The organism is Desulfomonilia bacterium (assembly GCA_036567785.1).
In the GTDB taxonomy this organism is placed as follows: Bacteria; Desulfobacterota; Desulfomonilia; order UBA1062; family UBA1062; genus DATCTV01.
The window spans coordinates 148,286-161,236 of sequence record DATCTV010000028.1; the positions used below are offsets into that span (position 1 = coordinate 148,286).

At 47.7% G+C, this 12,951-nt stretch carries 12 protein-coding genes and 1 tRNA gene; 11 read left to right on the forward strand and 2 right to left on the reverse strand.

The window, feature by feature from the left end:
• The first annotated feature begins 96 nt into the window (after positions 1–96).
• The 4 genes from VIS94_06720 (at position 97) to VIS94_06735 (ending at position 4,987) form a co-directional block, all read left to right on the forward strand.
• Positions 97–1,401, forward strand: a complete 1,305-nt coding sequence (locus tag VIS94_06720) for an outer membrane protein transport protein (protein HEY9160760.1) — start codon at positions 97–99, stop codon at positions 1,399–1,401.
• A 281-nt stretch (positions 1,402–1,682) separates the two neighbouring features.
• Entirely contained in the window at positions 1,683–1,898 is a 216-nt protein-coding gene (locus VIS94_06725) for a hypothetical protein (protein ID HEY9160761.1), read from the forward strand.
• A gap of 258 nt (positions 1,899–2,156) precedes the next feature.
• Complete coding sequence (locus VIS94_06730) at positions 2,157–3,536, forward strand: lipocalin-like domain-containing protein (GenBank protein HEY9160762.1); 1,380 nt, start codon at positions 2,157–2,159, stop codon at positions 3,534–3,536.
• A gap of 62 nt (positions 3,537–3,598) precedes the next feature.
• Positions 3,599–4,987 (forward strand): tocopherol cyclase family protein, encoded by a 1,389-nt coding sequence (locus VIS94_06735; GenBank protein HEY9160763.1) that lies wholly within the window; start codon positions 3,599–3,601, stop codon positions 4,985–4,987.
• A 71-nt stretch (positions 4,988–5,058) separates the two neighbouring features.
• On the opposite strand, the gene VIS94_06740 is transcribed toward VIS94_06735, so the two are convergent.
• A tRNA-Met gene (locus VIS94_06740) sits at positions 5,059–5,135 on the reverse strand.
• 157 nt (positions 5,136–5,292) lie between these two features.
• Here VIS94_06740 and VIS94_06745 point away from each other — a divergent pair.
• The 7 genes from VIS94_06745 (at position 5,293) to VIS94_06775 (ending at position 11,842) form a co-directional block, all read left to right on the forward strand.
• Positions 5,293–6,063 carry a patatin-like phospholipase family protein gene (locus VIS94_06745; GenBank protein ID HEY9160764.1) on the forward strand — a complete coding sequence of 257 codons (771 nt, stop codon included), beginning with the start codon at positions 5,293–5,295 and terminating at the stop codon, positions 6,061–6,063.
• Positions 6,056–6,988: a carbohydrate kinase family protein gene (locus VIS94_06750; GenBank protein HEY9160765.1), complete on the forward strand. Its 933-nt coding sequence runs from the start codon at positions 6,056–6,058 to the stop codon at positions 6,986–6,988. Before VIS94_06745 ends, VIS94_06750 begins: the two co-directional genes overlap by 8 nt.
• A 109-nt stretch (positions 6,989–7,097) precedes the next feature.
• A complete protein-coding gene (locus tag VIS94_06755; GenBank protein HEY9160766.1) occupies positions 7,098–8,201 on the forward strand; it encodes a branched-chain amino acid ABC transporter substrate-binding protein in 1,104 nt (367 codons plus the stop codon).
• A 43-nt stretch (positions 8,202–8,244) separates the two neighbouring features.
• Positions 8,245–9,147: a branched-chain amino acid ABC transporter permease LivH gene (locus tag VIS94_06760; GenBank protein HEY9160767.1), complete on the forward strand. Its 903-nt coding sequence runs from the start codon at positions 8,245–8,247 to the stop codon at positions 9,145–9,147.
• A 2-nt stretch (positions 9,148–9,149) separates the two neighbouring features.
• Positions 9,150–10,352, forward strand: a complete 1,203-nt coding sequence (locus VIS94_06765) for a branched-chain amino acid ABC transporter permease (GenBank protein HEY9160768.1) — start codon at positions 9,150–9,152, stop codon at positions 10,350–10,352.
• Between the two features lies 1 nt (position 10,353).
• On the forward strand, positions 10,354–11,142 hold the full coding sequence (locus tag VIS94_06770; GenBank protein HEY9160769.1) for an ABC transporter ATP-binding protein: 789 nt from the start codon (positions 10,354–10,356) through the stop codon (positions 11,140–11,142).
• Entirely contained in the window at positions 11,135–11,842 is a 708-nt protein-coding gene (locus VIS94_06775) for an ABC transporter ATP-binding protein (protein HEY9160770.1), read from the forward strand. Before VIS94_06770 ends, VIS94_06775 begins: the two co-directional genes overlap by 8 nt.
• A gap of 8 nt (positions 11,843–11,850) precedes the next feature.
• Here VIS94_06775 and VIS94_06780 read toward each other — a convergent pair whose 3' ends face one another.
• The gene (locus VIS94_06780) at positions 11,851–12,744 is read right to left on the reverse strand and encodes a VanZ family protein (protein ID HEY9160771.1); all 894 of its coding nucleotides are present in this window, start codon (positions 12,742–12,744) and stop codon (positions 11,851–11,853) included.
• Positions 12,745–12,951: the final 207 nt, after the last annotated feature.

The following is a 12,951-nucleotide window of genomic DNA, read 5'->3' on the forward strand; positions in this document are numbered from 1 at the left end:
GATCAACGTTTATTGATTACCCCGATGTACATGCATGAGCCGAATAGCTATATGATAAATTAATAACCTTACAAGAATAATCAGGGGGAGAGCGGTATGAAAAAATCGATGATCACAGGTACATTTTTTTTATCAATCATTTTTACTCTCGCTACAAACGCGTTTGCCACAAACGGTGATAATCTCATCGGTGTAGGCCCGGTTTCACGGTCCATGGGTGGTGTGGGTATTGCCCAACCTCAGGATGCAGTCAGTTCGATTTTCTCCAACCCGGCAACCATGGTAAACGACGACATCTCGAAGAGCACGGAATTCGATTTTGCAGGAACGGTTTTCATGCCGAGAGTGAAGGCATCTGTGGAAAGGACATCAGGAACGGTTCAGGCCGACAGTTCAAATTCCATATTCAGCATCCCTGCAATCGGACTCAACACGCCTGTCAGCAAAAACCTGAAAGATCTGAGGTTCGGCATTGCGGCATATGGCGTCACTGGCCTGGGTGTCGACTACAGGGGAACAGCGCTGGACAATTCATCGGCATATGATTTCGGCGGCGGTATGACCGCGCCCCTTGTTCAGGGTGAATATACACAGCTTCAGATCATGAAATTCGCACCTTCTCTTGCCTACAGGATAAATGACATGTTCTCGGCAGGCGCCGCAGTTCAGATAGACTACTCGACTCTCGACCTGAGGCATGGCTCGTCATCCGCATACGGCCTCGGCGTCAATCTTGGAGTGGTCATCAAACCTGTTGCCCCGATATCAATTGGCTTGACCTATACAACCCCGCAGAATGTGAATTACAGGAAGGTAATCGATTTTGAAGCGCCGGAAGGCAGTCTCGATTCGCTCAAACTTGAATCCCCGCAGGAATTCGGAGCAGGCGTGGCATATACAAATGCGAACCTGCTGAATCTTCTCATCGAGGGCGACATCAAGCTGCTTCAGTGGTCGAGAGCGGACGGCTACAAGGATTTCGACTGGAACGACCAGTGGGTGTATTCGATAGGCGTCAAGATCGAACCAATTAAGAGGCTTTCATTAAGGGCAGGATACAATTATGCGAAAAACCCGCTTAAGAACCATGACGGTTTCGATGGAAGCTTCAATCCGATGACAGGCATGCCAAACAGCGTAAACGATGTACAGGGACACATGCTTCCCACATATTATTATGAGACTTTCAGGATAATAGGATTCCCGGCTATCGTCGAAAATCACCTGACGCTAGGGGTTGGCTACAGCTTCAGCGATACCTTTACCCTCAATGTGGGCTGGATGCATGCATTCGAAAAGACAATCAACGAATCGGGAACTGACCTTTTCGGCCAGCCCGTTACCCTTTCTTCGACCCTTGTCGAAGACAGCCTGGATTTCGGACTCACCTGGAACTTCTGACATAAAGAATAGCCATACCCAACCCATATCATAGCAAGGTGGCCGGCATCAGGCCCCTTGCTCCTTTTTCATACTTTTATGTTTGCTCCGAGGAAGGCAACACTTGTTTCCTTTTTATCATATTAATTAAGTAAATAATAATTATTGTTCCATTAGCGTTTTAATGTTATGTTTTGCATCAGGTTAATTTGTTAATATTTTTGCTCTGTCGTAACTATTTCATATTATTATGCATTTTTATTGAAACAGGTTGGATTAGAAAAAAGGAGGAATAGAAAATAATGAATCATTTTGAAAAAAACGTCGTTCGTTTGATGCAGTCCGGTTATATCGAGTTTGACTTGTCAGGCGACCTTGCCATCCTTAAACATAAGTCCGGAACTTACGCCTATGTCCATGGGGCAAAAGTAGCCCAGGGGATACCGCCCAGAGACATCCTTCATAAGTATGGGATGCTTGAAAAATACGGCAACAAGGACAAACCGGAAAATAACTAGATAATAAGATTAATCCACTTAATCCTGTTTCACGGTAGGAATTACATCCCCTCTTCTTATAGAATCCTTCAAACAAAAAACCGGAATAATTTACACTAAGCTTCTTGCCGCTCATTTTAAACAAAATTGAACGGCAACATCAATGCGTGGAAGAAGTACGCAGCAAAATGCACATGGCCAGCCAATTTTTCATTGACATATAAAAAGATAACAAGATTTAATGAGATTATAATATTTAATATGAGGGGGCTAAATAATATGAAAAAATACGCTCTTATTTTGATTACTCTACTTTTTTTTCCTTTTTCATCTCATGCAGACAACTGGAAAGCTTACCCCTATAACAATCCTGAATCAAAGATAGTGTTTCCTGATGACGAGGGTTCCCATGCGCCGGTTCTGGGCCTTGAATGGTGGTATATGGTCATACATGCAACAGGAGAGACTACAGGCGATAAGTATTCGATTCTTGTCACGCATTTCAACAATCAGTTCAGGTTTTTCACCGTCACCAATGTAACACAGCAGACCCACAAGAGCGGAACGACAATGGGCCTTTTGAATTCAAAACACGGATATCTCGATGTTAAACAAACGACCCAATACGGAACCGACTACATGAGAACAAAAAAAGATTCGGGCGGAAAACTTGTCGCGTTCGAATATGAATTTGAAACCAATCATTCGGACATGCACATTCAAGGGCAACTGAAATCATTAAAGCCGCCGATGATGGTCGGTGGAACCGGATATGTACCGATAGGCTCAAGCGGAAACAGCTGGTACTATTCGCTGACCAGACTCGATGTAGATGCCGTCCTTACCTATAACGGCATCACCGAAAGAATCACTGGTCTTGGATGGTTTGACCATCAATGGGGAGAATTCCTGGTATCGCCTGTCGAACTGTTCGGGGTATTTGAAACATATGAATGGTTCTGCGTACAGCTCGATAACGGCGCAGAAATAATGATAAGCAATATCTTTGACAGAAACTATAACCTTCCCTACGGCGGGAAATACGGCGGAATCCAGTATTGCGGTCCCGACGGCTACACGGTCCCCGGTCTTACTTCCATATTCACCAGGACTGGCTACTGGCAGGATCCTGAAAGTAAAAATTACATGTCCATGGGATGGACGCTTGAAGCGCCAGCGATTAATTTAAAACTGACGCTGACCCCCGAGTTCAAAAACCAGATGGTCAAATTCCCCTTAAACGGTGACTTCTGGGAAGGAAGCATACATGTCGACGGAACTCTGGACAATGTCCCGGTATCAGGGCGCGCTTTCGGGGAGCTTATGCACCGCTATGAAATACCCAGGCTTAACATAAGCGTGAATAATTATCCTAAAAAAACGGCTTACAAAACCAATGAAGTAATAGAGGTGGGCTGGAAAGTCAGAAACCCTGACCAGGGAAACCCGCTGACATATGATGTCGATCTGGTAACTTCAAAACTCAGCATACCCGTTGCAAAAGGCATCAAAGAAAACAGCGCGGCATTCACTCTGGCTGAGACTGTTCCGGCAGGAACCAAGGTGGATTTCTTTAGAATAAAAATAACCGCATATTCGGTTGATAAGGTAATACAAGGCAGTTCCTATTCGCCTTATTTAATGAAGAGTTTACAGTAGGGCTTAAGCATCGGCCTTAAGAGTTATTTTTATAACAATTAATTACGGGGAGATTATAATTTATGAAGAGAGCCGCTCTTGTTTTATTTGCATTGTTTTTGCTGCCTGCCTTGTCCCATGCCTATGATCTGAAGGCATATCCGTTTACAGACCCCCAGAAGACAGTACTGCTCCAGAGGGACGGGGTAGTCCAGCCGCCGAGTATCCATCAGCGGTATCGCGGTGCGGAATTCGACGCTGACAAGCCTTTCTTCCAGTGGTGGTACTTTGCAATAAAGGATCACAGGAGCAAGCGCTATTTTGCGTTCGACTACAGCGTGTCCGACTGCGCGAATGACATGACCAACAGGGGATCATATGTTCTGTTTGCAATGGTCGATAAGGGAAGCGGTAAAAATTTCCAGAAATACGAACGCTATCCTTTTGAAAACTTCAAGACAGAACGGAATTTTGACATCACCATAAGGAACAATCAGGATGTCGATTTCGAGATAAAGGTAATCGATAATGACACATACCATGTACGCGGGAAGATGAGGAACCCTTCGAATGTATGGTTTGCCGAAGGCTGCGACCCGGATATGTACATCGAGTGGGACCTCATCATTCACAGGAATTACGGCTGGTACGGGCAGTATGACATCCAGAACATAGCAAAGGCCGTTGGCCTCATACACTGGAATACGTACTCGCACGATTCGGAAGTTGAAGGTTTCATAAAGATCGGCAGCACCATATACAACATAGAAAGGAACGAGTATTTCAGGGCCTACTGCGACATGAACTGGGGCGAGAACTTCCCGGAAGGCACACCATCAATCGATTTCCCGTGGGGTTGGTATCACGTCAACGTTCCCGATGCGGACCCCAAAAAAGACCTGTCAATCATAGCCGGGATCGGAAGGCATAACCTGGCAAACGCCCTGAGCGGCAAAGCGTCTCAAGCGAATATTCCCGGAATGGGAAAGTTCGCTGATATAAGGCTTGACGGCAATACGCATATCGGGGTCAGGAGCATCATCATGTCGCCGGATTCCGTTGAGGATGTTTATCAGCCCGGCTTTGTGACCACAAACGACGGGCTGGTAAAGATATTCAGGATTGAGCGCAACAACTGGGCGGTTTATACCGATGCTATAGGTTCGGCGAAAATCCCTTTAAATCAGAAGATCACAATTGAGACGACTAACTATAAGACCGTGATGGATTTCAACTCCGAGATCGGAGACTACAACAGGCTGCTGTTTCCGCATGAGGACTATATCTTCAGCGATTTCGAGGCGCTCGGGGTAAATGTTCACGTGGTTGTTTCCAGACTGACTGAAAAAACCACATATGCAAAATGGGATACTGCACGTAAATTCCCCGTCAAGGTAAAACAATTTGAAGTGATCCGGGATTTCACCTCCGACGACGGCGGCCTTGAATATGGGTACAACGTCAACGAGTAGACAAATAGATTTAATTCTAAACATTAAATCAGATCTGCTTGGGATTATATTCCGGGATTGATATTTATAATTGGTAGCGGGGAGAGGATTTGAACCTCTGACCTTTGGGTTATGAGCCCAACGAGCTACCAGACTGCTCCACCCCGCGTCGAGGTATTCTTCTAATATCAATGGGCGTGTTTTGTCAAGATGCGATTCCCAGTTTTATCAAATAATTATGCATGTCGCAGGATGAAAGACCTGGTTGAAAATATGCTAAAACAGTGTATTGGAATTCCATGATCAACGTGAAAACAAAGAGGCTTATGTGTTATGCATCAGGGGCCATGAGAGGCGTCTATTATGCGGGAGTGATGAGGGCGATGGCCGAAGCGGACGTTGACTTCGAAGAGTTCGCAGGCATCAGCGTGGGCTCTACGGGAGCGGCCTGGCATGCCGCAGGACAGGGTATAACAGGCATTGATACATGGCTTATGATAGCTGTTGAAAAGCTTACGATTCATCCTTTCTTTAACAACAATACCTCAAAAAACCTGGACTGGATGATTGCGAACGATACCCTTCCGAGGCTCGATGTCGAGGGGCTCAAGAAATCGGGCAAGACGGTTCATATAGGAGTATCTGAAATAAGGCCGTTTCTCGAATGGAGCAAGGGGATATTCAGGAGAAGGTATCTGAGCTTCAAAGGCGATTTCGATACAAATGCGCTTCTAACAGCGATAAGGGCGAGCTGCCACATGCCGTTCATAAACGGCATATTCTCATCAACTCTTGTCGGCGGAAAGAGATGCCTTGACGGCGGACTGACCGGACGCATCCCGCTGGATGCAACCGACCTCAACAGGTTTGATGAGATATGGCTCGCTGCGGCATCTCCCAATGCTATCCGGGAGCTCAATTCTAGCATCCCGGATGAAATAAAGCATAAGCTTCATATAATCACACCCAGCAGGCCGCTTCCCGTAAGGCGCATCGAGATCGATAAGGTAAAATTTCTGGATACAGCCAACATCGGCTATTACGATACAGTTAAGGCCATCACTTCAATTTACGGGGGACAGAAGATTAATGAATAAACCAATAGAAGTTCTCGTAGCAGGTCGCCTCAACGTCGATTATCTGTGCGTGATTGAAAGATACCCGGAAGAAGATACAAAGATAAGGATAATTAAACGCATTTCCGACATCGGAGGTCAGGGAGGCAATACCAGCTGCTGCATAAAGAGGCTGGGCGGAAGCCTCAAGTTCATAAGCCGCATTGGCAATGATGACGAGGGCAGGTTTTGTATTGAGCTTCTTAATAAAAGCGGCATCGACACAAGCTCGATTAGGCTTGTCAAAGGCGGGCATACTACTGTCTCTTTTGTCTTCATCTCGCGCCTGAGCGGAAAGCGCACCCTCATGTACGAATCCGAGGCCCTTCCCGATCTCAGGCTTGACAGAATGATGAGGTCTTCGATTTCGAGGGCAGGTGTTCTGCTTCTTGACCCTTCGGTCACGCACCTGGCTACGGAACTCAAAGCAATCAAGGACAGGCCTCCGATCGTCTACGACTGCGAAAGATGGCGTGAAGGCATATATGACATGATGGACCTGGCCGATTATTTCGTGCCGTCCTCTCTGTTCCTGAAAGATGAAAAGATGGGATTTAAAACATCAGACCCGATAGAGGGCATCAAGACTCTCGCCCGGAAAGTTTCTAACCGGCTCATCATGACCGACGGTAGAAACGGCGCATATTTCATTGAAAACGGCAATATATTCAATATCAGGCCCCCCAGGGTGGAAATAATTGACACAACGGGTGCAGGGGATAATTTTCATGGTGCCCTGGCGCTGGCGCTGAGCAGAAACTTTTCCCTTAAGGATTCGGTCAAGCTCGCAATAGCCGTTGCCACCCTCTCATGCCGTGGGTATGGAGGCAGGGCCGCCGTCCCTGAATGGAATGAGGCCATGGATATTTCTAAAAATCTTAAAGCAGTCAGGGTATGCGACGCTTAAAGGCACAGGCAAATATTTTTTGACAGCACCTTCTATTTAATGCATATTTTTCAGGCTGGCTCAGCTTTTCTCAAAGCCGGATTTTTAAAATGCATACAGGAGGATGCTTATGAAAAAGTCTGTTTTGGCAATCATCATCACGGCATTATTCGCCCTTCCCGTCTTCGGTGCCGATACTATAAGAATCGGAGTTGCGGGCCCTCACAGCGGAGACCTTGCGTCTTACGGAATACCAAGCGCCAATGCAGTTGAGATAGTGGTGGATGACATCAACGCAAAAGGCGGTATCAACGGCCGCAAGATAGAAATCATAAAGATGGATGACGTATGCAAACCCGAGCAGGCAACCAATGTCGCCCAGAAACTGGTTTCGGAAAAGGTTGTCGCCGTTGTCGGACATATATGCTCGGGTGCGACACGCACCGCGCTGAGCACATACCGTGATGCAAAAATAATAACAATATCACCATCAGCCACCAAAACAGACCTGACGACATCAATGGCTTATCCTAACTTTTACAGGACAATAGGCTCGGACCAGCTTCAGGCAGAACTGATGGCCGATTTCGCTGTTAACAAACTCAAGCTCAAGACCTTCGCCGTCATTCATGACAAGGGCGACTATGGTAAGGATGTCGCGGAGTTTGCCAGGGCATATCTCGAAAAGCACGGGGGCAGGGTTAAGCTGTTTGAAGGCATCACGCCGGGAGCCGTGGACTATTCGGCCATAATACAGAGAATCAACAGGGAAAAGGTGGATGTTGTGATTTACGGCGGCTATCATCCCGAAGGTTCCAAGATAGTGAGCGGCATGAGGAAGAAAGGCATGAAAACCATATTCATCTCGGATGACGGGTTGAAGGACGACACCTTCATCAAGGTGGCGGGCAGGTATGCGGAAGGGGTGTATGCAACCGGCCCTACGGATACGACAAAACTCAAGCTCGCGCAGGAGGCGATTGCAAAACATAAAAGCCGCTTCGGTTCAGACCCGGGGGCATTCTATCTGAACGCATACTCCGCAATCATGGCCCTTACCAATGCGATAAGCAAAGCGGGCTCAACAGATTATGATGCAGTGGGAAAGGCGCTCAAGACCCAGTGGGTCGAAACGCCTCTGGGTAAGATAAGCTTTGATGCCAAGGGCGATGCTAAGGGCATAGGGTTCTCGGTCTTTGTCGTGAAAAACGGCAGGTACGCGCAGGTTAAATAGACCAGCACGGGGCGGACAATCCGCCCCTTTCTTTTTCAAGCGGATGGAATATTTTCTCGAACTCTTCTTCAGCGGTCTGACAAGGGGCAGCATCTATGCCCTGCTCGCACTCGGCTATACAATGGTCTACGGGATAATCGCTCTTATTAACTTCGCACATGGTGAAATCTACATGATAGGGGCCTTCACTGCCCTGATCGCTGCAAGCATCCTTGCGCTACTCGGAATAAGCGGTCTTTCTCTTCTTGTCCTGGCAGGTGCGATTGCCGTCGTCTATGCGTCATCCTACGGTTATACCGTGGAGAAGATCGCCTATAAACCGCTCAGAAATGCCCCCCGGCTTTCGCCCCTAATAAGCGCAATCGGCATGTCCATATTCCTGCAGAATTATGTGCTGCTGGCACAGACATCGGATTTCGTTAGCTTTCCGCAGCTGATACCGGACTTCGAATTCATGGAAAATTACCGATCCTTCATGCAGCCCTCGGACCTTGTCATAATATCGACAACCGTGGTTATGATGGTACTGCTCACGATCTTCATCAAGTTCACGAAAATCGGAAAGGCCATGCGTGCGACCTCCCAGGACAAGACCATGGCCATGCTTTCGGGCGTGAACGTCGACCGGGTTATCTCGGTCACCTTCATAACCGGTTCGGCGCTCGCCGCAGTGGGTGGGGTGCTGATATCCTCACATGTCGGGCAGATAAACTTCTACATAGGTTTCATTGCAGGACTCAAAGCATTCACGGCCGCGGTTCTCGGAGGTATCGGAAGCATCCCCGGGGCCGTACTCGGGGCTTTGATACTCGGATGCACCGAAAGCTTTGCCGCGGGATACATATCAAGCGACTATGAAGACGTATTCGCATTCGGGCTCCTGGTCCTCATCCTTATATTCAGACCGTCAGGCCTGCTCGGCAGAAAACCCTCGGAAAAGGTGTAGAAATGAACAGGGTCATTAAAGAAACGTTCAATTCTCTCGTTGTTGCGGTCTGGTTCATGTTCCTCACCTTCCCCATAATGGCGGTCAAGGTCAATACAGTTGAAAAGGTCATTACATGGCGTCTGATAAATGTCGTATATGTAGGCATATGCGCTTTTGTGCTGTCTTTCTTCTGGCATTACCTTATGAAAAAGAGGCTAAAGAAAAAGGATGACGAAAACACATGGCAGAACCTCACCGCGCTGAAGCTCAAGCAGCAGAAAAAACTAATGCCGCTCCTGGCAGCCGTTGTCATAGCCGCCGCGATTGCTTTTCCTCTTGTATTCTCAGGATATCAGGTCTCGGTTGTGACCACGGCGCTCATGTATGTGGTTCTTGGTCTGGGGCTTAACATAGAGGTCGGCCTGGCAGGACTGCTGGACCTGGGCTATGTGGCATTTTATGCGGTAGGGGCATACACCTATGCGCTTTTATACCATCACTTCGGCATCAGCTTCTGGATTGCGCTGCCCCTAGGTGCGATACTGGCCGCCATTTTCGGGGTTTTGCTGGGTCTCCCCGTATTGAGACTCAGAGGCGATTATCTGGCCATTGTGACGCTTGGATTCGCCGAAATCATCAGACTGGTGCTGAACAACTGGAGCAGCTTCTCCATGGGCCCGAGCGGGATCGCGGATATCGCACAGCCCTCAGTTCTGGGAAAGACACTGACATTGAAGCAGTCAAGCGATTTCCTCTATTATATCATGATCGTCCTGGTGATCCTGACAATATTCGTGGTTGGCAGACTCAGAAATTCTCGCATAGGAAGGGCATGGATCGCCATGAGGGAAGACGAAACCGCCTGCCGGTCCATGGGCATAAACATTACCAGGGCCAAACTGACCGCATTCGCCCTTGGCGCAACATGGGCAGGCATGATGGGATGCGTATTCGCAGCCAAAACCACGTTTGTCAACCCGGCAAGCTTCACTTTCTGGGAATCGATAATAATACTTTCAATAGTTGTGCTCGGGGGCATGGGTTCGATAGCCGGCGTGATCCTCGGTGCCTTCATACTGATACTGCTGCCTGAATACCTGCAGTCCATCTCGCAGATAAGGATGTTAATATTCGGTGCATGCATGGTCCTGATGATGGTCTTCAGGCCTCAGGGCATTATAAGCGGTATCAGGCAGCACTACCGGTGGAAGGAGAACACCTGAGATGGGCCACGTCCTTGATGTAAAAAACCTGTGCATGCAGTTCGGCGGCCTCAGCGCCCTGAGAGATATTAATCTGGCTGTCGATAAGGGTGAGATCGTTGCACTGATCGGGCCCAACGGCGCCGGCAAAACGACATTCTTCAACTGCGCAACAGGCATATACGAACCCACGAAAGGCACCATCACGGCATCATCCGGAGACGGGGCTGATATGGTTCTCAACGGCCTGAAACCGAATGAGATCACCCAAAAAGGGCTTGCAAGGACATTTCAGAACATAAGGCTTTTCAAGAAGATGACCGTGCTTGAAAATGTAATGGTTGCAAGGCACTGCAGGACAAAATCTGGAATCCTCGGGGCGATATTCAGGACAGAGAGCGTGCGCAGGGAGCACAAGGATACTATTGATTATGCATACCGGACGATTAAAAGGTTTTCACTTGAAAGGAATGTGAACGTCCTTGCCGGAGAGCTCCCGTACGGCGACCAGAGGAGGCTTGAAATCGCAAGGGCGCTTGCGACCGAACCGTTCCTGCTCCTCCTGGACGAACCCGCAGCAGGGATGAACCCGAAGGAGACCGAAGAGCTGGACCAGTTGATAAAAACGATCCGCGATGAAGACGGCATATCGATAATGCTTATAGAACACGATATGAAGCTCGTGATGAGCATATCGGACAGGGTGTATGTAATCGACTACGGCCAGATGATCGCCCAGGGGACGCCAGCGGAAATAGCCTCTAATCCGAAGGTCATCAAGGCATATCTCGGAGAGGAATTCGATGCTTGAGATAAATGACCTGAGCACTTATTACGGCGGAATTCAGGCGCTCAAAGGCATAAGCCTGAATATAAACAAAGGTGAGATTATCACGCTGATAGGTGCAAACGGCGCTGGCAAGTCAACGGCTCTCATGTCAATCTGCGGGATCGTGCCGCCGAGAGGCGGTGATATTGTTTTCATGGGAGAATCGGTAAAGGGGCTCGCCCCTGACAAAATATTCGGCCTAGGGATTGTCCAGGTGCCGGAAGGCCGCAGGATATTCCCGGAAATGACTGTCGGGGAAAACCTGGACATGGGCGCATACCTGAGAAAAGACAGGACGGCAATCAGACAGGATATGGACTATATCTTTTCACTCTTCCCGAGGCTGGCCGAGCGCAGGGGACAGCCGGGAGGCACACTGTCGGGAGGCGAGCAGCAGATGCTGGCCATATCAAGAGGGCTTATGGGCAGACCGAAACTCCTGCTCCTTGACGAACCTTCCCTGGGGCTCGCACCTGTCCTTGTCAAACTCATCTTCGACACAATCAGAAAAATCAACAAAGAAAACGGCACTACAATATTCCTCGTCGAGCAGAACGCGAATATGGCGCTGGCAATTGCAGACAGGGGATATGTGCTGGAGACGGGAAGGATTTCGATTGAGGGAAAATCTGAAGAACTCCTGAACAATGAACGGATAAAGACCGCTTACCTGGGCCTTTGACAGATCAACTATTCAAGCCTTATATTATCCAGATAGACAGTCTCCGGTTTTGAAAGTCCTGCTGCAAAAAAACATATCCTCGTTACATCGCTCATATCCATTTGCCTTTTTGCAGGTGATTTTCTGATGTCATCAAGGTTTATACTGATATGGTTCAGGCCCGGTTTGAGAAGGATTCTTCCGTTGAACCTGTCACTGAATTCGTTATCATGCATCTTATCGTTAATCCTTAAAGTGATTCTCAAATCGCTGTCTCCCGGCAGATAAATATCGGCGCTGAAAGTTTTATATCCTCTCCAGTCATGAACGAAGCCTTCCTTGCATATGGTGGAATATTCACCGGGGAGAAAGCTCACCAATGCCGAACAGGAGCCTTCAGCCGGAAACTTTTGTGATCTGACAATCCCGGCGTTATCCTTTTGCCATAACGAAATCTCAAAAGGCTTCTCGAATGAATTTACGAGGGGGAAATTGAGCCTGGCATATGCCTCATCGAAGAAAACAATATAAAAAGGGATACCGGCTGAAAGAATAAGAACGACCGACAGGATTCGCACTGTGAAGGCCCTTAACGGCTTGGAATAGACGGAAAAAATGGCGAGAAAGGCAAACGCACCTATTGCATCATTCATAAGATCACTAAACTCGAAGAATCTGTCTTTCATGCCGAGTTGAACGACCTCGACAAAACCCCCCAGAAACATGGTTATCACCCAGGCTTTAACCCTGTTTCCGGACAGCCCCTGTCCTCTGTCAATCAACTTTAACACAAGAATGGCTATCAGGCCGAACAGGAACACATGGCCGAAGTCCATCAGTTCCTTTAATGACCATGAACCGGTATTCGGATTAAACAGAAGAACAAAGGCGATCAGCAGGCAGATAATTATTGCGAAGAACACTTTATTCCGCTTTTTTGATACTTTCATAATACCTAAATACAATGATAGCTTTTCTTACTGCAATTAATAAAGTTAATCGCTGTCCTTGCCGATGAGCAGAGAAACAACTCTTGAACTGAGAAGGTGTTTTTTACAGAAAAGAAAAAATTAGTCGAATGATTTTCACCTTTAGTGGCGGAGCTTTAAATTACATTCGGTTTAAACCTC

Excerpts from the sequence above, each read along its gene's own strand:
- VIS94_06720 (HEY9160760.1), top strand. The coding sequence starts at position 97 with ATGAAAAAATCGATGATCACAGGTACATTTTTTTTATCAATCATTTTT.
- VIS94_06725 (HEY9160761.1), top strand. The coding sequence starts at position 1,683 with ATGAATCATTTTGAAAAAAACGTCGTTCGTTTGATGCAGTCCGGTTAT.
- VIS94_06730 (HEY9160762.1), top strand. The coding sequence starts at position 2,157 with ATGAAAAAATACGCTCTTATTTTGATTACTCTACTTTTTTTTCCTTTT.
- VIS94_06735 (HEY9160763.1), top strand. The coding sequence starts at position 3,599 with ATGAAGAGAGCCGCTCTTGTTTTATTTGCATTGTTTTTGCTGCCTGCC.
- VIS94_06745 (HEY9160764.1), top strand. The coding sequence starts at position 5,293 with ATGTGTTATGCATCAGGGGCCATGAGAGGCGTCTATTATGCGGGAGTG.
- VIS94_06750 (HEY9160765.1), top strand. The coding sequence starts at position 6,056 with ATGAATAAACCAATAGAAGTTCTCGTAGCAGGTCGCCTCAACGTCGAT.
- VIS94_06755 (HEY9160766.1), top strand. The coding sequence starts at position 7,098 with ATGAAAAAGTCTGTTTTGGCAATCATCATCACGGCATTATTCGCCCTT.
- VIS94_06760 (HEY9160767.1), top strand. The coding sequence starts at position 8,245 with ATGGAATATTTTCTCGAACTCTTCTTCAGCGGTCTGACAAGGGGCAGC.
- VIS94_06765 (HEY9160768.1), top strand. The coding sequence starts at position 9,150 with ATGAACAGGGTCATTAAAGAAACGTTCAATTCTCTCGTTGTTGCGGTC.
- VIS94_06770 (HEY9160769.1), top strand. The coding sequence starts at position 10,354 with ATGGGCCACGTCCTTGATGTAAAAAACCTGTGCATGCAGTTCGGCGGC.
- VIS94_06775 (HEY9160770.1), top strand. The coding sequence starts at position 11,135 with ATGCTTGAGATAAATGACCTGAGCACTTATTACGGCGGAATTCAGGCG.